Source organism: Arthrobacter sp. BK1 (assembly GCF_056680055.1).
The window spans coordinates 2,744,733-2,764,691 of record NZ_CM155263.1 but is presented as its reverse complement, the minus strand read 5'-3'; the positions used below and the strand labels follow the sequence as shown (position 1 = coordinate 2,764,691).

16 protein-coding genes are annotated in these 19,959 nt (G+C 63.6%); 8 read left to right on the top strand and 8 right to left on the bottom strand.

Features of this window, described 5'->3' with window-relative positions; all coding sequences use genetic code 11:
* Positions 1-101 precede the first annotated feature (101 nt).
* The 3 genes from AC1MCA_RS12565 (at position 102) to AC1MCA_RS12555 (ending at position 4,115) form a co-directional block, all read left to right on the top strand.
* Positions 102-1,076 (top strand): sugar-binding transcriptional regulator, encoded by a 975-nt coding sequence (locus tag AC1MCA_RS12565; RefSeq protein WP_479803379.1) that lies wholly within the window; start codon positions 102-104, stop codon positions 1,074-1,076.
* Positions 1,077-1,224: 148 nt separating this feature from the next.
* Positions 1,225-2,499 carry an AGE family epimerase/isomerase gene (locus tag AC1MCA_RS12560; RefSeq protein ID WP_479797727.1) on the top strand — a complete coding sequence of 425 codons (1,275 nt, stop codon included), beginning with the start codon at positions 1,225-1,227 and terminating at the stop codon, positions 2,497-2,499.
* Positions 2,500-2,696: 197 nt separating this feature from the next.
* A complete protein-coding gene (locus tag AC1MCA_RS12555; RefSeq protein ID WP_479797725.1) occupies positions 2,697-4,115 on the top strand; it encodes a phosphomannomutase/phosphoglucomutase in 1,419 nt (472 codons plus the stop codon).
* 15 nt (positions 4,116-4,130) lie between these two features.
* Here the strand turns inward: AC1MCA_RS12555 and AC1MCA_RS12550 are convergent, their stop codons facing one another.
* From AC1MCA_RS12550 to AC1MCA_RS12520, 7 genes are all read right to left on the bottom strand, one after another.
* Complete coding sequence (locus AC1MCA_RS12550) at positions 4,131-4,874, bottom strand: sulfite exporter TauE/SafE family protein (RefSeq protein WP_479797723.1); 744 nt, start codon at positions 4,872-4,874, stop codon at positions 4,131-4,133.
* On the bottom strand, positions 4,874-6,313 hold the full coding sequence (locus tag AC1MCA_RS12545) for an NAD-dependent succinate-semialdehyde dehydrogenase (RefSeq protein ID WP_479797720.1): 1,440 nt from the start codon (positions 6,311-6,313) through the stop codon (positions 4,874-4,876). The genes AC1MCA_RS12550 and AC1MCA_RS12545 overlap by 1 nt, the downstream gene beginning before the upstream one ends.
* A gap of 130 nt (positions 6,314-6,443) precedes the next feature.
* Entirely contained in the window at positions 6,444-7,259 is an 816-nt protein-coding gene (locus AC1MCA_RS12540; protein WP_479797719.1) for a carbohydrate ABC transporter permease, read from the bottom strand.
* A 4-nt stretch (positions 7,260-7,263) separates the two neighbouring features.
* On the bottom strand, positions 7,264-8,229 hold the full coding sequence (locus AC1MCA_RS12535; protein ID WP_479797717.1) for a carbohydrate ABC transporter permease: 966 nt from the start codon (positions 8,227-8,229) through the stop codon (positions 7,264-7,266).
* On the bottom strand, positions 8,226-9,512 hold the full coding sequence (locus AC1MCA_RS12530) for an ABC transporter substrate-binding protein (RefSeq protein ID WP_479797715.1): 1,287 nt from the start codon (positions 9,510-9,512) through the stop codon (positions 8,226-8,228). The genes AC1MCA_RS12535 and AC1MCA_RS12530 overlap by 4 nt, the downstream gene beginning before the upstream one ends.
* 135 nt (positions 9,513-9,647) lie before the next feature.
* The gene (locus AC1MCA_RS12525; RefSeq protein ID WP_479797713.1) at positions 9,648-10,532 is read right to left on the bottom strand and encodes an aldolase; all 885 of its coding nucleotides are present in this window, start codon (positions 10,530-10,532) and stop codon (positions 9,648-9,650) included.
* A 16-nt stretch (positions 10,533-10,548) separates the two neighbouring features.
* Positions 10,549-11,448, bottom strand: a complete 900-nt coding sequence (locus AC1MCA_RS12520) for a carbohydrate kinase family protein (protein ID WP_479797711.1) — start codon at positions 11,446-11,448, stop codon at positions 10,549-10,551.
* A 136-nt stretch (positions 11,449-11,584) separates the two neighbouring features.
* Between AC1MCA_RS12520 and AC1MCA_RS12515 the strand changes: the two genes are divergently transcribed.
* The 5 genes from AC1MCA_RS12515 (at position 11,585) to katG (ending at position 18,746) form a co-directional block, all read left to right on the top strand.
* A complete protein-coding gene (locus tag AC1MCA_RS12515; protein WP_479797709.1) occupies positions 11,585-12,724 on the top strand; it encodes a Gfo/Idh/MocA family protein in 1,140 nt (379 codons plus the stop codon).
* Positions 12,725-12,793: 69 nt separating this feature from the next.
* On the top strand, positions 12,794-13,576 hold the full coding sequence (locus tag AC1MCA_RS12510; RefSeq protein WP_479797707.1) for a DeoR/GlpR family DNA-binding transcription regulator: 783 nt from the start codon (positions 12,794-12,796) through the stop codon (positions 13,574-13,576).
* Positions 13,573-14,487 carry a 2-hydroxyacid dehydrogenase gene (locus AC1MCA_RS12505; protein WP_479797705.1) on the top strand — a complete coding sequence of 305 codons (915 nt, stop codon included), beginning with the start codon at positions 13,573-13,575 and terminating at the stop codon, positions 14,485-14,487. The genes AC1MCA_RS12510 and AC1MCA_RS12505 overlap by 4 nt, the downstream gene beginning before the upstream one ends.
* A gap of 325 nt (positions 14,488-14,812) precedes the next feature.
* A complete protein-coding gene (locus AC1MCA_RS12500) occupies positions 14,813-16,243 on the top strand; it encodes an MFS transporter (RefSeq protein ID WP_479797703.1) in 1,431 nt (476 codons plus the stop codon).
* A 208-nt stretch (positions 16,244-16,451) separates the two neighbouring features.
* Complete coding sequence (gene katG, locus AC1MCA_RS12495; protein WP_479797701.1) at positions 16,452-18,746, top strand: catalase/peroxidase HPI; 2,295 nt, start codon at positions 16,452-16,454, stop codon at positions 18,744-18,746.
* A 126-nt stretch (positions 18,747-18,872) separates the two neighbouring features.
* On the opposite strand, the gene AC1MCA_RS12490 is transcribed toward katG, so the two are convergent.
* Positions 18,873-19,805, bottom strand: coding sequence for a LysR family transcriptional regulator (locus tag AC1MCA_RS12490; RefSeq protein WP_479797699.1), 933 nt, complete (start codon positions 19,803-19,805; stop codon positions 18,873-18,875).
* Between the last annotated feature and the right edge of the window lie 154 nt (positions 19,806-19,959).

Genomic DNA, 19,959 nt, shown 5'->3' with positions numbered 1-19,959 from the left:
GTGGGATGCGGGCTGCCCTCCGGGCCGCCTTCACCTCTATTGTTTGAAGTATTGAAAATTGAAGTCAATGGCTGTGCACGAATGTGCAGAATGGACGTGTGATGGACCCTCTTCTTGACCCCAACCGGCATACGGAGGCCCTCAGGGCTGCACAAATGTACTACTTGCAGGACCTCACCATGGATGCAATCGCAAGGGAGCTCAGGACTTCGCGTTCCACGGTATCCCGGCTGCTGTCCGCCGCCCGCGGCACCGGCTTGGTCCAGATCCAGATCCGCAATCCCCTGGACACGGGCCCCGAACTTGCGGGGCGTATTCGCCAGCGGTATGACGTGGACGTGCATGTGGTTCCGGTACTCGAAACACTCAATGAGGCGGAGACCCTTGACCGCGTGGCCAAGCAGGCGGCGCGTACCATCGGACCGTTGGTCGATTCCAACGCGACCGTCGGCGTCGCCTGGGGTTCCACCCTCAGCGCTGTCAGCCGCCACCTGGCGAAGAAGAGCACGCACGGCAGCGTCATCGTTCAACTGAACGGCGCAGGAAACATGCACACGACGGGCATTACCTATGCGAGTGACATCATGCGCCGGTTCGGCACTGCCTATGACGCCAGGGTGGAGCAGTTTCCAGTCCCGGCGTTTTTTGACCACGCGGCCACTAAGACAGCCATGTGGAACGAGCGCAGCATCCAGCGGATTCTCGATCTTCAGGCGAAGATGACCATGGCTATCTTCGGAGTGGGTTCAGTGGATGCTGATTATCCCAGCCATGTCTACTCCGGCGGTTACCTGGACGAGGCGGACCTGAACATCCTTGCAACATCGGATGTGGTGGGAGACGTGGCGACGGTATTCTTTCGCGGCGACGGATCCTCCGACGGCATTGTCCTCAATGAGCGCTCCACCGGCCCTTCCCTTTCCCAGCTCAGGCAGGTCCGGCGCCGAATCTGTGTGGTATCCGGGGCTTCCAAGATCAACGGTCTGCGGGGCGCACTCGCGGCCGGACTTGCCACGGACCTGATCCTGGACGAGGCAACCGCCCGGCATCTGATCGCTTTGGACGACGACGCCTGATGAGCCGCTGCCGCGAAGACGCCTCGCCAGTGAGACAATGTCAAAGAATGTCGGAATTCCAACTTTTACTGGTCGGATTCCCCCATTTGGCGTTAAGATCGGAACAGGTCGCTTTTCAGCGGCTGCAAAGACTGCGAGAGGACACAACATGACGTGGCTGGACAGTGCCGCCCACGCCCGATGGCTCGAGGCGGAAACAGATCGCCTGATCAATTTCGCGGCGGGTTCAAAAGTTTCTACAGGCTTCGGTTGGCTGGACAACGACGGCGTGGTCTTTGCCGACAAGCCGACCCATCTCTGGATTACCGCCCGGATGGTCCACAGCTTCGCTGTGGGCGCCCTGATGGGACGCCCGGGTTGCGGGGCCCTCGCCGATCACGGCATTGCCGCGCTCAACGGAGCCTTTCACGATGATGAATTCGGCGGTTGGTACTCCGAGGTCGACGAAAACGGCCCGGTAAACGACACAAAGTCCGGTTACCAGCACTCCTTCGTGCTTCTCGCCGCTGCCAGCGCCGTTGCTGCAGGGCGCCCCGGAGCCCGGGAACTCCTCGACGAGGCGCTTCGTATCGCGGACACGAAGTTTTGGGACCACGAGGCCAACATGTGCTTCGACTCATGGAACCGTGACTTCACGGTAACCGAGGCCTACCGTGGCGGGAACGCAAGCATGCATTCAGTCGAGGCGTACCTCATCGTCGCCGATGTGACCGGGCAGAACCGCTGGCTCGAACGTGCCCTCCACATCGCCGAGGTGCTGATCCATAAGTTCGCGCGCAACAACAACTACCGGGTCTTCGAGCACTTCGACCCGGAGTGGAACCCGATGCCGGAGTACAACACGGACGACCGGGCGAGCCAGTTCAGGGCGTATGGCGGAACCCCCGGCCACTGGGTTGAGTGGGCGCGCCTGCTCCTCCACCTCCGTGCCGGGCTCGAGTCCCGCGATTTGGAAGTCCCGGCCTGGCTGCTCGAGGACGCACGTGGCCTGTTCGATGCCGCCATCCGCGACGCCTGGCAGCCGGACGGTCACCCCGGATTTGTCTACACCGTGGACTGGGAAGGCAAGCCCGTTGTCACCACCCGCATCCGCTGGGTCCCGGCCGAGGCCATCGGGGGCGCGGCCGCCCTCTACATAGCCACCGGCGAAAAGAAATATGCCGACTGGTACGAACGGATCTGGGACCACGCCCGCGACTGGTTCATCGACTACGAGCACGGCTCCTGGAAGCAGGAACTCGACGAAAACGGCAATGTCACGTCCACCGTATGGTCAGGCAAGGCGGACATCTATCACCTGTGGCACTGCCTGGTGGTCCCACGCCTTCCGCTGGCGCCGGGGCTTGCTCCGGCAGTCGCTGCAGGCCTGCTGGACGAACGGCTTAATGCAACCGCGCAAGTCAAGGAACCCGTCTCCCGCTGACATCCCCGTCTCACGCTGACATCGAGGTCCCGCGGAAGGCCCCTGACCAGGCCTTCTGCGGGACCGTGCCCGTTGGATGAATCCACCGGCTGCACTAATACAGACCTTCTGCCCGCGTTCCTGCAACCACCCCGGTTGCCCGGAACCGGGCCTTAACCATGCCGGGGCCCTGCCCCGGCCGACATAGGATAATGCGAATGACCAGCGAACAGACAACGACCTTTGATCTCTCGGCCGCCTTCAAGGCGTACGACGTCCGCGGCATCGTCGGGGAGTCCATTACTGCCGAAATCGTCGAAGCCGTAGGCGCCGCTTTCGTGGACGTCCTGCAGCTCCAGGGCAAGACCATCCTGGTGGGCGGGGACATGCGCCCCTCCTCGCCCGAGTTCAGCGAGGCCTTCGCCAACGGGGCAGCCACCCGCGGCGCGAATGTTGAGCTGCTGGGTCTGATCTCCACCGACGAGCTGTACTTCGCGTGCGGTTTCCTGAACCTTGCAGGTGCCGTCTTCACCGCCAGCCACAACCCCGCCGGCTACAACGGCATTAAGATGTCCAAGGCCGGCGCCGTTCCCATTTCGTCAGAGACCGGCCTTGAGGACATCAAGCGGCTCGCAGAGCAGTACCTCAACGCCGGCTCCATCCCCGCGGCGGGAGACGCCGGCCGGATCGGCGCACGGGACGTCCTCAAGGATTACGCCGAGTACCTTCGCACGCTGGTGGACCTCTCCGGTTCGCGTCCGCTCAAGGTGGTAGTGGACGCAGGCAACGGCATGGCCGGCCTGACAACCCCCGCCGTCCTGGGTGACGCGCTGCTTCCCAAGCTGCCGTTCGACATCGTTCCCCTGTATTTCGAGCTCGATGGCTCCTTCCCCAACCACCCTGCCAACCCGCTGGAGCCGGAGAACCTTCGGGACCTGCAGGCTGCTGTGATCGAGCATGGTGCGGACATCGGCCTGGCGTTCGACGGCGATGCCGACCGCTGCTTTGTGGTGGACGAAAAGGGCGCCTCCGTCTCGCCGTCGGCCGTCACCGGCATGGTTGCCCGGCGGGAAATTGCCCGGGCAAAGGCCCAAGGCGAGGAAACTCCGGCAATCGTCCACAACCTGCTCACCTCGCGCGCCGTGGCTGAGCTGGTGGAGCACGACGGCGGGCGTGCGGTCCGCACGCGTGTTGGCCATTCCTTTATCAAGGCAGTCATGGCGGAGGAAGGCGCGGTGTTCGGCGGCGAGCACTCAGCGCACTTTTACTTCCGCGACTTCTGGAACGCGGACACCGGGATGCTCGCGGCCATGCACGTCCTGGCTGCCTTGGCTGAGCAGGACGGTCCCCTGTCCGAGCTGGGCCGCGAATACGAGCCCTACGTCAGCTCCGGTGAGATCAACTCCGAGGTGGAGGACAAGGCGGGAGCCGTTGAGCGGGTCCGGGCAGAGTTCGCCGCAGAGGACATTTCGATCGACACCATGGACGGAAGCACCTTCACGGCAAACGACGGCAGCTACTGGTTCAACCTGCGCCCGTCCAACACCGAGCCCTTCCTGCGGCTCAACGTTGAAGCCACTGACCGCGCGGCCATGGAGCGCATCCGGGACCGCGTCCTGTCGATAGTGCGGGGCTAAGGCGCCGGCGCGGGGTCAGGCGACAGCGTCCAGCACGCCGCGGATGATCGTGGCGGCGGCTCCCAGGTAGGCAATGACAATGAGGACTATCTGGGCGATCCTGGGTGAAACGCGCTTGGCAAACAGTTCGCCGACTCCAAGACCAACCAGGCAGGCCACCGCGATCGCGGCCCACATCTGCCAGGGGATATCGGGAAACTGATCCGGTGTGGTTGCCGCCTTGGCCACCAGGGACAGCGAACCGATGGTGAAGAAGTACGGCTGCATCGTTGCTGCGAATGAGCGGTGCGGCCACCTGGTTGCCAGCGAGTAGATGCTGACGGCCGGCCCTCCGACGCCGGCAGAGGTGTTCATGAATCCGCTCAAAACCCCTGCGGTCCATAGGAACCGGCGTTTGGGAGGCAGTTGCGCTGACCGCATGACCAGGAGAACGGTCAGTCCTGCTGCCAGCAGGACACCGATCCCGATTTCCAGGACCGCGGCCGGCACCATCCTCACAGCGAACGAGGCGGGGATGATGCCGAGGACCGCGGCAGCGGTCAGCACGCCGTAGGTTTTCCAGTTCACGTCGCGGAAGACCCTGAAGATGATTGCGCCCGCGGTGACCGCGCCACACAGGTTGACCAGGATGACGCCTTCAACGGGCCCCAGAAGGAGAACAAGAAACGGCGCGGCCACCAAAGCGAAGCCCATTCCTGTGAAGCGCTGCATTCCTGCGCCCACAAAGACGGAAACCAGCACCAGGACAGTTGTGGTCATTACGGCTTCCAGGCCACGTACTGGACCTCCTCAAACTCCTCCATGCCCAGATCGGCACCTTCCCGGCCGAGCCCGGACTGCTTGACCCCGCCCATGGGAGCGTAGGCAACTGAGGGCAGGGGATCGTTCACGCCGACGATTCCTGCTTCGATCCGTTCCGGAAGGTCCCATCCGCGCCTGGCTGATTTTGTCCAGATATAGGCTGCCAGTCCCATTTCGGTGGCGTTCGCCTTATCGATGGCGTCCTGCTCATCCGAGAAGGTGACAACACCGGCCGCAGGACCGAAGACCTCTTCGGTGATCAGGCGTGCATCAGCCGGGACGTCTGCCAGGAGCGTCGGTGCAACGAAGGAACCGCCGGTTGGGACTTCTGTCCTGGTGGTGACGCGGCGGGCACCCCGGCCGATCGCGTCATCAATCAGGGCGTTGACTGCTGCTACCCGGTCCGCGTCGATGACAGGTCCAAGGTCCGGCACGTCAGAACCGTCGGTGGGGGCCCCGTGACCGATACTCATGGCATCGAAGCGTGCCCCCAGGCGCGCAGTGAACTCTTCAGCGACCCCTTCCTGCACCAGGAACCGGTTGGCGGCGACGCAGGATTGGCCGGTGTTCCGCAACCGTCCGAGAACCGCACCGTCCACGGCCAGGTCCAGGTCGGCGTCGTCGAAAACGATGTACGGGGCGTTTCCGCCGAGCTCCAGCAAAGGTCGGATAATGCGGCTGGACGCTTGTCCCATGATTTGAGCGCCGACACCGGTTGATCCTGTGAAGCTGACGGCCCTGACGGCAGGGTGCTCCATCAGGGCGGCCGTTGTTTCCCGCGAGGGTCCGTGAACCAGGTTGACCACCCCGGCAGGGAATCCGGCGTCGACAAGGACCTCGAACAGGCCAGTCGCTGCGAGGGGGGCTTTTTCCGAGACCCGGCCAACTACCGTGCAGCCGGCAGCGAGCATGGCAGCCAGCTTGCGGGCCTGGATGGATACCGGGAAGTTCCATGGCGTGAGGCTCAGTGCCACACCGATAGGCTTCCGCACCGACATGTGCCTGCGGCCGCCCATCTCGGGAGGGCGTATGGTGCCGGTGGCGCGGCGGGATTCTTCGGCGAACCAGCGGAAATACTCGACGGAGAAATCCACTTCGCCCTGGGCTTCGGGAAGTCTCTTGCCCGCTTCCAGGGCGAGCACGAGGGCGATCTCGTCCCTGCGTTCTGCCAGCAGGTCTGCAGCGTTTCGAAGAAGGTCTGCCCTGCCGCGTCCCGTGGACCGGGACCATGACGGGAAGGCAGCCGCGGCAGCGTCGGCTGCTGCAGCGGCGTCTGTTGCAGTTCCCCATGAGACCTGGCCGACGACATCGCCGTTGCCTGGATCAATGACGTCCTTGCCCTCGTCGCCGGCGTACCAGCTGCCGTTGACGAGGTGCTGGGCTTCTTTCAGGTTCACGTGTTTGTTCTCTTTTCTGGATTTCCAGGGCGTCGGGGCGGTCCCCCGGTATTTTGTTGACGGCCGTTGTTATGGGCGGGTAGGTGTTACGCCGTTGGCAGTAACACCTACCGCGTTATGCCTTCGTCGCTTATCCCTTGGAGGCTCCCGAGGTGATTCCGGCGACGAAGTAGCGCTGCAGGAAGATGTAAGCCACAACAACTGGAAGTGATGCCAGGATGACGCCCGAGAACAGCAGCGGGTAGTCGGTCTGGAACTCTCCCTGGAAGCTGAGCAGAGCCAGCGGCAGCGTCCTGTTTTCGGGTGACTGGATAAACAGCAGCGGATACAGCAGCTCGTTCCAGTGGATCACGAAGAGGAAGATGCCTGCCGCGGCCAGGGAGGGCGTGGAAAGCGGCATCACGATCGAAGAGTAGGTCTTCCACGGGCCGGTGCCGTCGATGGATGATGCCTCATACAGCTCCTTGGGAAGCGTCCTCATGAAGCCTCCCAGAATGAAGACAGCGATCGGCAGTGTTGAGACGACGTTTGCCAGGACGAGGCCGGCGAGGTTGTCAAGGAGCCCGAGGCGGCCGAAGAGTACGTAGAGCGGCACCATGTTGGCCTGTGCGGGGATGGCCATGCCCAGAACGAGGAAGCCGAAGATTGCAGCGGACCAGAATCCTTTGATCCTTGCCACGGCGTAACCGGCGAGGCTGGCGAGAAACAGGGTCAGGGGCACCGAGATGATGGTGACGATGGCGCTGTTCATAAACGACTGGCCCATGTCCTGGCCGCCGATAACCTCAGCGAAGTTGGCTGGGGCCAGGGACCGCGGGACGCTGAAGGGTCCTTCGAAGAGCTCCTGTGTGGACTTGAAGCTGCCGAAAATGACCACAGTCAGCGGGACGAGGATGATGACGGTATAGATGGCGAGGATACCGCGGCGTGATATTGAGGCGAGCATGACGCTATTCCTCCTTCTGGGTAAGGCGTAGGAGCCGCCGCTGGAGCCACGTGACGAGGGCAATCATGGCCATGAAGATAATGGACTGCGCAGCGGCGTAGCCGAAGTCCGAATTGGCGAAGGTGCTGTAGATGCGGGTGGAGAGGATATCCAGCGACTGCTTGGGCGGGTTGCCTGCAATGCCGAGGATCAGGTCAAAGGCCTTGAACGACTGAACCGTTGTGTAAGCCACCACGATTGCCGTTGCAGGGGCCACGAAGGGCCAGGTGATGGTTTTGAACTGCTCCCACTTGTTGGCGCCATCCATCTCAGCGGCCTCGTACAGCTCCCTGGGGATAGCCTGCAGGCCGGCGACATAGACCACCATCATCTGTCCGGCGTGGAACCAGACCTGGGTAACGGCGACCCAGTACAGCGCCTGCGCATCGTTGCCGAGGTAAGCGCCCTGCAGCCCCTCCAGTCCAATGGCTCCCAGCACGGAGTTCGCGAGCCCGAAGTTCGGATCGTAGATGAACTTCCAGATGAATGCCACGGAGACTGAGGAAAGGATCGTCGGGAAGAAGAAGATGGCCCTCAGTGCGACGCTGCTCCTGGAGTTTTTCGTCAGGAGCATCGCCAGTCCCAGCGAGAATGCTGTCTGTGCAATCACCACCACCAGCATGAACTTCAGGTTGTTCGCCATGGCGTTGGCGAACAGTGAATCGTTGGTGAACGCGCGGGCGAAGTTGTCCATGCCCACATAGTCAAAGGCCGCAGAGAAACCGTTCCAGTTGGTCAATGCGTACTGGAAGGCCTGCAGTGTCGGCAGGACCAGGAAGAACATGATGATGACGACAGCGGGCAATGGAAACAGGTAGAGAACGGGATTAACCCGGGTAGGCGACCGGCGCTTGCCTTTACCGTTCGACGGTGCGGGAGGGGATTTTTGCGCCTTGGCTACCTTGGCCTTCCCTCCGATATGGACGCTCATACCCGTTCATCCACGATCTTTTGGGCTGATTCTGCCGCCTGCTGGGGGGACGTACCGGAGATCACCGCAGTGGCGCTGGCTTCCACGGCGTTCCGGACGTCCAGGTTCTCGAACTGGAACCTCGGAGCCAGAGCCGTCTTCTTCTCCAGCCAAGGGCTCATGACGTTCAGGTCCTTGTTGGTGTACTTCACGCCCGAGACGGCGACGTGCTGTGCAGTCTCATTTGCGTAGTACGACGCGTTTTCCGGGTCGGACAGGAAGTCGACCCAGGCCATTGCGGCTGGCTGGACTTTGCTTGCCGAGTTGACACCGAGGATGAAGGTTGCGTTGTAAACACCTTCGTATTTGGGTGTTCCGGATTTGGTCGTCTGGGGGAACACCAGATCCATCGGGAACGTTGCGCCAAGTTTCCGTACTGCCGCGATGTGGTAAGAGCCGGTGGCGAGCATGCCGGCTTTCTGCTGGGCGAACAGGTTCTGTGCCGGCTCCACCGCCGTGCCGGTTGCGTTCGGCTGCAGGTAAGGGGCAAGTTCGCGGTACTGCTCAAGCATTGCGATGAACCAGTCATCGGTGACTTTGAGCTTTCCCTGCTCGATCTGTGCACACATGTCATCGACGGGTGCGTTGTTGATGACCATGCAGTTGAAGAGCTGGCCGCCGTTTCCGACGTCGCCCCCGGGCCAGGAAATGGGCGTTACGCCTGCGGACTTCAAAGACTCGCAGGTGCCCAGGAATTCATCCCAGGTTTTGGGAGCGGCGTTGGCGCCGGCCTTGTCAAACAGGTCCAGGTTCGCCAGCGGCATGGGGAAGACCACCTGGTAGGGCAGGCCAACAACCTTGTCCCCGTTCTTTCCTGCGGCCAGCAGCTCGTCCGTGTATTGAGATGCCGCCTTGGTGGACGTCAGGTCTGTGTAGATACCTGCCTCGTTGAAGTTCTTGAACTGCGATCCCCGGAAAGTGGCGAATGCATCACCGATTGAAGCACCCCTGACTTTCTGCAGGCCCTGGGCGTTGTAGTCATTCGAGGTGGAAATGTCCTGGGTGATGGTCGCCTTCGGGTTTGCGGCCACAAACCGTTTGATGAGCTCGTCAAATACGGCCTTGTCCTCGCCACGCCAGTGGGCGAAAGAAACCTCCCCGGTGATGTCTCCGGTGGCCGGGCCAGCGGCTCCTGCCGTGGTCGGCGAGACAGTCCCGCCGGGTCCTGCGCACGCGGCTGCGGCAACGCCGAAACCGGCAAGGCCGAACAGGCTGAGTGCACGTCTACGTGAAATCTGGCTCACGGTATTCTCCTCATTGAGTACTTTGATGCTGCTGATATGGGAAATGCATTCTTATGACACCGCCCGGCGGCGGGGGATCCACACCTGTGAATTGCGTGCTCCACCCCTGCCCAAACGCCAGGCCGGACCGTGGGCTTATGCGGTGGTCCGCTGGGCCGAAACCACTTCATCGACAACGTCGCAGAGATGGGTGAGCCGCTGCACGGCGTCCGTTTCCAGCGACTGGACTACGTCTTCAGATCCGATGCATGACAGCCACACTGCGCGGCCGGCAAGAAAACCGCTGGCCCCTTCAAGGCAGGCCCAGCGAACGGCCGTCGGGAAGATGTCCTCGGGGACGCCCGAAGACAGGACCACCCAGGGCCCATCCACTGCGCGGGTGATTTCGGCACATGCGGCGCGGACGTCGGACTCGGATGCCTGGCCGTGGAACGGGATCTCAGCCTTGTAGAGGTCCGCACCGAGTGAGCCCAGTTCCTTCGCCGCCTCGATGACTCCCTTGTCCCAGTCGAACTCGCCACCGTTGATCGGCTTACGGGAGAGCGGCTCAATGATACTGATGAGTCCTGCGGTGCGGCACCGCTCCACGAATTCCTTGACCATTGCGACCCTGCCTTCAGCAGGCTGGTCCGGACGGTAAAGGACGAGCAGTTTGAGCGCCTTGACGCCCAGTGCGGCGTACTTTTGGGGGTCAACCGAGCGGTCGATGGTGACTTCCCCCACCAGCTCACCGTGCGCGGACTCGAAGTGGTCTGCTGAGGCGATCAGCCCACACTGTTCCGCTACTACGCCGGCTTCAATGGCCTGATCCAGCGCAAACTGCTTGTCGATCAGTACCGCTGAGGCGTAGGGGGTGAGAATACGGGCCGCGTTCAACTTGAAGCTGGTCAGGTCGGCGTCGGTGACAGGCCCGTCCTGGTGTTCGGCAAACATATTGCGCATTGCTTCACGCTGGTCTACGGCGAGCATGGCGAACGCGCCTGACGGGCGCTGCAGGGGAGAAAGATTGGTGATAGTCATGGGCTGCTTCTTTCAGCTAGGCGGTGGGGTTGGCGGTAAGGACGGGGGTGATGGCCTGGCGGGGGATCATGGAGCGCCCGTCCAGGCCGGCGCAGGACGCGGAGGCGGTCCGCCCTGCAAAGATGGCGGCATCCACGAGCGGGAGCCCGGCGGCGACGGCGGCAAGGATGGCTCCGTGATAGACGTCGCCGGCGCCGAGCGTGGACACAATGTTGGCAGGCGTCGCGGGGACATGGACCGGGCTGCCGCCGCGGTCAAGGACCCAGGCTCCCTCTGACCCGGCCGTGGCGACAACGGCGGACGCGCCGTCGTCGATGGCCTTGTGCAGGAGAGCTTCAGGGGAAAGGCCTTCACCGTACTCGGCGCGGAGGCGTTCGATGGTGGGAACGTAGAGTGCGACACCCTTCGGGGTGAAGGAGGGAATAGCGTTTCCGGCGTCGACGCTGATCCGCAGGTTGGGTGCCTGGGCTACAGCGTTCCAGCCCAAGTGGTCGACGTGAACCCAGGCTGCGGCGCCCAGCAGTTCGTGAAAGTGGCTGCCTGCGGGGAAGGTGACTGCGGGCTGGGGCCTGGTGACGATGGCCCGGCTCTCGGTGGCCCGGCTGACCACAATCACGCTCGCACCGGTTTTGACGTTGGCGTCGCGAATAACGGCCGACGTGTCCACCCCTTCGGCTTCAAGCCCGCTGATGATGCGGTCGCCTTCCTCATCCACACCGACGACACCGGCGAAAGCAGTCTGGGCCCCGGCACGGGCTGCGGCCACAGCCGCTGTGGCTGCCGGCCCGCCGCCCGCAGTGACAAAGTCAGCAGCAACGGTGCGGCTGTCAGCGGTGGGGTATTCCTGCACCAGGGCGATGGAGTCAAGAGTGGCACACCCCACGAAGAGCAGGGTTTCAGATGACGGTCGGGGCACGTTCCACCTCGTTGTTGGTTCGGCTGGTAATGAAAAAATATACACACGCTATGTGTGAAAAACAACACATTCGGTATAGTGATGTTGGGGATGCAACGAATCCTCCCCCACTCAACGTAGAGAAACGGAGCAGCACATGTCTTTGCCTGCGGAAACGGTCCGAACCATTCGTTATGGCCTCATTGGAGCCGGCCACATGGCCCGCGAACACGTCCGGAACCTCGCCCTGATCCCGGGAAGCCGGATCACCGCAGTCTCCGATCCCACGCCGTCTTCCCTCGAAGAGACCGCCAGGGAGATCGGCTATGTGGTGCAGACCTTCCCCTCACACCAGGAACTGCTGGCCTCGGGCCTGGTGGACGCGCTGGTCATCGCCAGTCCCAACGACACGCATCTGTCCATCCTCAAGGACATTTTTGCCAGCGGGACCAACCTGCCCGTCCTCGTGGAAAAGCCAGTGTGCACCAGCGCTGACCAGGCGGACGAACTGGAAAAGCTGGCCGCAAACTACCCGGCGCCCGTGTGGGTGGCTATGGAGTACCGCTACATGCCTCCGGTTCAGGAAGTTATCCAGGCCGCACACGAGGGCAAACTCGGCAACATCTACATGCTTTCCATCGTGGAGCACCGTTTCCCGTTCCTCCATAAGGTGGATGCCTGGAACCGCTTCTCGGAACGGACCGGAGGCACCCTGGTGGAGAAGTGCTGCCACTTCTTCGACCTGATGCGCCTGATCCTGCAAGACGAGCCCACCCGCGTCTATGCCAGCGGCGGTCACGACGTAAACCACATGGACGAGGTGTACGACGGCCGCGTTTCGGACATGATCGACAACGCCTACGTCATTGTTGACTTCAAGGGCGGCAAACGCGCGATGCTGGAACTGTCCATGTTCGCCGAAGGATCCAAGTTCCAGGAACGTATCTCTGTGGTTGGCGATGCCGGAAAGATCGAAACTCTCATCCCTGTGGCTGCCAGCCACTGGATTGAGGGTGATGAATCTGAGGCCACTGTCGAGTTCAGCCCGCGTTCGCCGCTGGGGCCGGAAAAGCACGAGGTTCCGGTGGACGAAGCGGTTTTGGCCGCCGGTGCGCACCACGGTTCCACGTACTATGAGCACCTTGGCTACCGCAAGGCAATCCTGGGAGAAGGCCCCGTCGACGTAACGGTGGCGGATGGCCTGCAGTCGGTGCGGATGGGTCTTGCCGCAGAGCAGTCCATTACGGAAGGGCGTCCCATTGAGTTGCTCGGCGCGAGTGTTGGCGCGCGTAAGTAAGTAGAATCGTGTTGGATTTACAACATTCCGCCAGGTCGATGGTCGGCTCAGGGCAGGAAAGAGGGGGCCATGAGCATCGCACGGGACGAGGCGCCGCTGACACCACGTCAGCGGAATATCTTGGACGAGTTAGGGCGAAAAGGGTTCATCTCCACCGCAGATCTGGCGGGGACTTTCGCAGTGTCGGACATGACTGTCCGCCGTGACACCCGGGCCTTGTCCCAGTTGGGCTTGGTCAGGGTAGTCCACGGCGGGGTCAGCGCGGTCGAGGGTCACGGCCAAAACGCTGATTTCGCGGCACGTGTCCGGGAGGACGCCGCCGCGAAGCAGCGTATGGCCATGGCCTGCGTGGCCCTCATCGGGGAACGCGACGCAATCATCTTGGATGCGGGAACCACCACATACCAGATCGCGCAGGAACTGCCTGCGTCCTTTATGGGAACCGTCATCACGCATTCGGCTCCCGCAATCCAAAGGTGCCTGCAGCTGACGTCTGCCCGGACTATCTGCCTGGGCGGTGAACTGCTGCTGGACAGCCAGGCGTTCAACGGGCCTATGACGGTCAGCGCTGCCGAGGGGCTCCGGGCGAGGACAGCATTTATCGGGGTGAGCGGCATCCACGATGAAGCGTTTTACATCGAAAGGGACGTGGAGCGTGCCACCAAGCTGGCACTTATGGCCGCCGCAGAGCAGGTGGTCGTGGTGGCAACGCGTCAGAAAATGCTGCGGTATGCGCTCGCCCGGCTGACGGCCTTTGATGCAGTGGACATCCTGGTGACTGACGCAGCGCCACCGCCGGAGATTGCCGCGGCCCTGCAGGCGGCCGACGTGCAGCTGATCGTGGCGGCATGACGGTCCGGCTGCGGGTATGCCTCCCGGACCAGAGGCTGCTGGAGGCACTGGAGCCGATCGACGGCGTCGGATTCGTCCTCTGGGACCTCACAGGACCCGCACCCGAGGGGCGGCTGGACCTGCTGGTGCCCGGCTACATGGGCAACCCGCAGGCCCTCGCCGCGCTGGCGGGCATGGACATCGGGCTCATACAGAGCCAGTCCATCGGATACGACGGCGTGGCATCAGTCCTCCCCGAAGGTTGCACTTTCGCCAACGCAGCAAGCGTCCATGAGCCCTCGACGGCAGAGCTGGCCATAGGCATGATGATCGCCAGCCAGCGGGGAATCCCGGATTTCGTCCGCAATCAGGCCACGGGAAAGTGGGACAACAGCCCGCGCCCCAGCCTGGCCGACCGCCGCGTTCTGCTGGTGGGATACGGCGGCGTAGGCAAAGCCATCGAGGCCAGGCTGCTGCCCTTCGAGACCGAAATCACCCGGATGGCAAGCCAGGCACGTGAAGACGACGCCGGGACCATCTACGGAATCGACGACCTGTATGAACAGTTGCCGCTGCACGAGATTGTGGTGGTCAGCGTGCCCCTCAGCGAGCAGACCGAACAGTTGGTGGACGCCAGGTTCCTGGCTGCCATGCCGGACGGCGCCCTGCTGGTCAACGTAGCCCGCGGCGCAGTGGCTGACACTGACGCTCTGCTGGCCGAGACCTCCTCCGGACGCCTCCGTGCCGCCCTGGACGTCACTGACCCCGAGCCCCTGCCAGCCAGCCACCCCTTATGGAGCGCACCCGGAGTGCTGATCACCCCGCACGTCGGTGGAGCCAGCTCGGCCATGTTTCCGCGGATGGTCAAGCTGATCCGGAAGCAGATCGGGAATTTGCTTGAGGGCAAGGCGCCCGTCAACGCCGTCCTCTAAGGGCTTCCAAGAAACCCGGCATTGCGTTCCTCTACCGCATCGATGAGTGCCGAAGCATCACGGGCGCTGCGTTCAAGCGTGGAACGCCGCTCAATGTCCACTGACAGCCGCCGGCCCACCCGGAGGGTCACGACCTCGCGGCAGACGGATGCCGTCCGGGGGCAGGCAAGTGCCGCGTTGACGTAATCGGGGTCACAGCCCTACCATTGATGAAACGATTCAAGGGAAAGGGCTTTCCCAGCTCTTGAACCCTTCACGGTCACGTCGACCATCCGGAACTGACAGTTCCGGTTCTTTGCCAAAGACGACGAAGGAATTTATTACCATGAGCACCATCCCCGGCGAAAGCCGCCCCATCCCCGAAGCCGGCGCCGGCCAGCGGGATCCGAAGAAAGCCGCGATGAGCGGCTGGATCGGAAGCGCACTTGAGTACTACGACTTCGCCCTGTACTCACTGGCCGCGACGCTGATCTTCCCCACCATCTTCTTCCCGTCCGAGAACAAGACCGTGGCCATCATCGCCTCGCTGGCAACCTACGCAGTGGGTTATGTGTCCCGTCCGATCGGCGCGGTTGTCCTGGGCGCATACGGTGACCGGCACGGCCGTAAGCAGGTGCTCGTCTTCGCGATGCTGCTGATGGGCTTCGCGACCTTCGCCGTCGGCCTTCTGCCCACGTACGGACAGGTCGGCGTCCTGGCACCGATCCTGCTGGTCATCCTCCGCCTGATCCAGGGATTCGCCGTCGCCGGCGAACTGGGCGGCGCCAGCGCGATGATCGTCGAGCACTCCCCCGATGCCAGGCGCGGGTTCTTTGCAAGCTTCAGCCTGCAGGGCACGCAGGTGGGCTCCATCCTTGCCACTGCCGTGCTGCTTCCCCTCGCAGCCTTCCTCCCCGCCGACCAGTTCCAGTCCTGGGGCTGGCGCATCCCGTTCCTGCTCAGCGCCTTCGTGATCCTGGCCGGCTACATTATCCGCCGCCGCGTGCAGGAGCCGCCGGCGTACCTGGTGCAGACCGAAACGGGCAAGGCGAAGCCCCGGTTCCCCCTCGCTGACCTCGTCCGCAGCCACCCCTGGGTACTGGTCCGCTGTGTCATCATGACGTTCACCAATGTGATCGGCATGGCAACGCTGATCTTCGGCGTCTCCTACGCCACCCAGGAGGGCTACGGCAACGGCTTCACCAGCAGCGAATTCCTCTGGGTGACCCTCGTGGCCAACGTGGCCGCAGTCGTGACCATCCCGCTCTTCGGCGCACTGTCCGACAGGATCGGCCGGCGGATGCTGATGGTGGCCGGCGGCATCGGCGGCGGCGTGTTGGCCGGCGGATACCTGTGGGCCATCGAGCAGGGGAGCCTGGCACTGGTCTTCGTCTGCATCGTGATCGTCCAAGGCATCTTCTTCCAGATGTGGAACGCCACCTTCGCCACGTTCTTCCAGGAGCAGTTCCCCATGCGGATCCGCGTGACAGGGTTCGCGGTGTCGCAGAACCTGGGCCTCATGATCGCCTCGTTCTTCCCGAGCATCTTCACCGCCATCGCTCCCCCGGGGTCCACCAACGTCCCCCTGGTTATCGGGCTGACCACGTTCGGCATCTGCGCCGTCGCCGCCCTGGCCGCCCTGCTGTCCCCCGATACCAAGGGCAAGTCGCTTGATGACCTCGAGGCACACAAGGGTGATTCGCACACCTTGACCCGCCCCGAAGGCCAGGATTTCGGGCAGGTTCGCGAAGGCGCCCCGGCGAAAGCGCGGGTGTAGCGGCCCGATGCCACCCCGGGGCGGGCTAACTTAATTGCACCCCAGGCCAAGCGGTCGACGGCGGGACTTCCCGCCGTCGACCGCTTTCGCTAAGCACCGGCACCAACAAGGGGAGCCCCTCCCCCGCGGCGTCCAATCGTGGTCAAATGGGAACGTTGAACCGGCCGCCCGAGTCCGTCCACGGCCTCGGCCATATGGAAGGAAGCACATGAGCGATAGCCAGGAACACCCCCCTGTCCCCACCCCGGGAAGCGCCCAGGGCCTGGACAGCAAGGTTGAGGGTGGGTGCCCGGTTGCCCACGACAGCGCGACGTCGCGCGGCAGCGAGAGTGAGAACCCTGCCATCGACTCGCCGGAGCCCAAGGCGCACCGGCCGCGGACCGTCGCGGACTGGTGGCCGAACCAGCTCGATCTCACCGTTCTCCACGCCCACCAGCCGGCGGGCAACCCGCTCGGCTCCACGTACAGTTACCGCGAAGAATTCCAGAAACTCGACGTCGAGGCACTCAAACAGGACATCATCCAGGTCCTGACCACCTCCCAGGACTGGTGGCCCGCCGACTTCGGCCACTACGGCGGCCTGATGATCCGCCTGAGCTGGCACGCCGCCGGCACCTACCGCGTCCACGATGGCCGCGGCGGTGCAGGGGATGGCAGCCAGCGGTTCGCGCCGCTCAACAGCTGGCCGGACAACGCAAACCTGGACAAGGCCCGGCGGCTGCTGTGGCCCGTCAAGCAGAAGTACGGCCAGAAGCTCTCGTGGGCCGATCTGATTGTCCTGGCGGGCAACGTGGCCCTCGAATCCATGGGCTTCAAGACCTTTGGCTTCGCCTTCGGCCGGGAGGACGTGTGGGAGCCCGAGGAAATCTTCTGGGGGCCCGAGGACACCTGGCTCGGCGACGAGCGCTACATCGGCGAAGGCCAGATGGCGGAGGAGGTCGGCTCAACAGAGATGGGCCTGATCTACGTCAACCCCGAGGGGCCCATGGGCAATCCGGACCCGCTCAGGGCCGCGGCGTTCATCCGGGAGACCTTCAAACGCATGGCCATGAACGATGAAGAGACCCTGGCGCTGATCGCCGGCGGGCACACCTTCGGCAAGACCCACGGTGCCGCCATCGCCGACGATTACGTTGGCCCTGAACCGGAGGGTGCCGATCTTGAGAACCAGGGCCTGGGCTGGCTCAGCACGTACGGGACCGGGAAGGGACCGGACACGATCACCTCCGGCCTCGAGGTCACCTGGACTGACAAGCCCACCCAGTGGAGCAACCGCTTCTTCGAGATCCTGTTCGGGCACGAGTGGGAGCTCGTCAAGAGCCCCGGTGGCGCCCACCAGTGGGTAGCCAAGGACGGCCCGGACATCATTCCGGATGCCCACGACCCGGCGAAGAGGCACCGGCCAACGATGCTCACCACTGACCTGTCGCTGCGCGTCGACCCCGCCTACGAGAAGATCTCGCGGCGCTTCATGGAGAACCCGGACGAGTTTGCGCTCGCGTTCGCGAAGGCCTGGTACAAGCTCCTGCACCGCGATATGGGCCCCGTCGGCCCGCACATGCTGGGGCCCTGGGTCCCTGCCCCGCAGCTCTGGCAGGACCCCGTCCCGGAGGTGGACCACGAGCTGGTCAACGAGCAGGACATCGCCGGGCTCAAGGCCCAGCTCCTGGACTCGGGCCTGTCCGTCTCGCGGCTCGCCAGCACGGCCTGGACCTCCGCGTCCACTTTCCGCAAGACAGACAAACGCGGCGGAGCCAACGGCGCACGGATCAGACTGGAACCCCAGCGCGGCTGGGAGGCCAGTGAGCCCGAGCAGCTGGGGTCTGCGCTGCAGGCGATCGAGGCGGTACAGCAGCAGTTCAACTCCGCCCAGGCCGGGGGTAAGAAGGTCTCGCTTGCAGACCTGATCGTCCTCGGCGGCTGCGCGGCGGTGGAAAAGGCCGCGCAGGACGCCGGCTTCGCCGTCACCGTGCCGTTCCGGCCGGGCCGCACCGATGCTGCCCAGGACCAGACCGACGTCGAGTCCTTCCAGTACCTGCAGCCGAGGGGTGACGGGTTCCGCAACTACGTGCGCCCCGGGGGGAAGCTCCAGCCGGAGACTCTCCTGCTCGACAAGGCATACCTGCTGGACCTCTCCGCGCCGGAGATGACAGTACTCGTTGGTGGCATGCGCGCGCTCGGCACCAACCTCGGCGGATCCACCCACGGCGTCTTCACCGACAGGCCGCAGGTGCTGACGAACGACTTCTTCGTCAACCTGCTCTCCCCGGGGACCAAGTGGAAGGCCTCGGAGACGGAGGAGGACGTCTACGAGATCACCGACGCCGCCACCGGCGAGCGGAAATGGACCGCCACAGCGGTGGACCTGGTCTTCGGATCAAACTCCCAGCTCAGGGCGCTGGCTGAGGTCTATGCCAGCGACGACGCCCAGGAGAAGTTCGTCAACGACTTCGTTGCCGCCTGGGTCAAGGTCATGGAACTTGACCGGTTCGACCTGAAGTAGGAACTCTTCCTGAATACGGCGTCCGGGCCGGCGCGGTCCTGACCGTCCATCCGCATGACAAACGCCCCGCCCTCCATCTGCACGGAGGGCGGGCGTTTCGGCGTCGGGATGCCGGGAGGGTTGGTTTCAGAGATCGTCTTCGGGCCGGGCGGCGAGTATCCGGTTGGCCCTGACCTGCAGAATGCCGAGCGACTCCTGGATCAGGGGCGATGCGAGGCTGCCCTTGCGCACTGCAGCGACAATCCGGCGGGAGGGCTTCCCCTTGCCGGTAATGCGCAGTCGGACCACGTTTTCGGCACTGCGCAGGGGCGCCAGCCGCGGCAGCAGGCCCACGCCCAGCCCCGCACCAACGAAGGCAATCTGGGTTTCCCATTCAACGGCCTCGTGGGCAATCCGCGGTGTCACCCCGACGGCCGTGAACGCCGCGGTGAACAGGGAGTGGTAGGTGGAACCGGCGGCCTCCGTGATCCAGGGTTCCGACGCCAGCTCTTCGAGCGTCACCGTTTCCCGCGATGCCAACGGATGGTCGGAGGGAATGATCACGTCCAGCGGATCGTCGAGCAGAACGGTCTGCTCGAACCGCGGATCGTCCTCAAGATAGGTGTCGGACTGCATGGCCACGATGACCGCGAGGTCGATTCGCTCGGCAACCAACAAATCGAAGCAGCGGTCCGGGTCGGCCTCGAGGACCTGCACCTCCAGCTGGGGGCGTGTGGAGCGCAGGGTGGCGGCCAGCGGCGCGAGCAACTGGGCGGCCGCCGTCGAGAATCCCCCTAGCCCAAAACGGGACTGCACCTGGTCGCCGGCCGCCATGGCCGCGGCGCGCAAGCTCTCCCATTCCGCAACGAGGGTGTCCGAGCCCGCCACGAGATAGCGGCCCGTGGCGGTCAGCCGCACGCCCCGGCCGTCCTTCGTCAGCAGTTGCATTCCGAGCACGCGCTGGAGCTCCCGCAACTGCGCGGAGACGGCGGAGGGGGAATAACCCGTGAGCTCTGCTGTTGCGCCAACGGTGCCGCAGCGGGCAAATACCCGGAGTGTTATGAGCCGTGGATCGATCATGCACCTATTGTGCACGGTTATCTCCTGAATCTTGCGCTTTTGTTGCAGATCGATCGTCCCTAATCTCATGACTACAAGGTTTTCGACGACGGTTGCACCCCCAACCCGTGGTCTCCACAAAACGCACACTTATTACCCAGCCCTTCCGGGAGGA

What these genes read in the sequence shown, in the direction of transcription:
- katG (WP_479797701.1), top strand. Translation starts at nt 16,452, where the DNA reads ATGAGCGATAGCCAGGAACACCCCCCTGTCCCCACCCCGGGAAGCGCC.
- AC1MCA_RS12525 (WP_479797713.1), bottom strand. Translation starts at nt 10,532, where the DNA reads ATGACTATCACCAATCTTTCTCCCCTGCAGCGCCCGTCAGGCGCGTTC.
- AC1MCA_RS12550 (WP_479797723.1), bottom strand. Translation starts at nt 4,874, where the DNA reads ATGACCACAACTGTCCTGGTGCTGGTTTCCGTCTTTGTGGGCGCAGGA.
- AC1MCA_RS12540 (WP_479797719.1), bottom strand. Translation starts at nt 7,259, where the DNA reads ATGCTCGCCTCAATATCACGCCGCGGTATCCTCGCCATCTATACCGTC.
- AC1MCA_RS12505 (WP_479797705.1), top strand. Translation starts at nt 13,573, where the DNA reads ATGACGGTCCGGCTGCGGGTATGCCTCCCGGACCAGAGGCTGCTGGAG.
- AC1MCA_RS12510 (WP_479797707.1), top strand. Translation starts at nt 12,794, where the DNA reads ATGAGCATCGCACGGGACGAGGCGCCGCTGACACCACGTCAGCGGAAT.
- AC1MCA_RS12555 (WP_479797725.1), top strand. Translation starts at nt 2,697, where the DNA reads ATGACCAGCGAACAGACAACGACCTTTGATCTCTCGGCCGCCTTCAAG.
- AC1MCA_RS12500 (WP_479797703.1), top strand. Translation starts at nt 14,813, where the DNA reads ATGAGCACCATCCCCGGCGAAAGCCGCCCCATCCCCGAAGCCGGCGCC.
- AC1MCA_RS12515 (WP_479797709.1), top strand. Translation starts at nt 11,585, where the DNA reads ATGTCTTTGCCTGCGGAAACGGTCCGAACCATTCGTTATGGCCTCATT.
- AC1MCA_RS12565 (WP_479803379.1), top strand. Translation starts at nt 102, where the DNA reads ATGGACCCTCTTCTTGACCCCAACCGGCATACGGAGGCCCTCAGGGCT.
- AC1MCA_RS12490 (WP_479797699.1), bottom strand. Translation starts at nt 19,805, where the DNA reads ATGATCGATCCACGGCTCATAACACTCCGGGTATTTGCCCGCTGCGGC.
- AC1MCA_RS12535 (WP_479797717.1), bottom strand. Translation starts at nt 8,229, where the DNA reads ATGAGCGTCCATATCGGAGGGAAGGCCAAGGTAGCCAAGGCGCAAAAA.
- AC1MCA_RS12560 (WP_479797727.1), top strand. Translation starts at nt 1,225, where the DNA reads ATGACGTGGCTGGACAGTGCCGCCCACGCCCGATGGCTCGAGGCGGAA.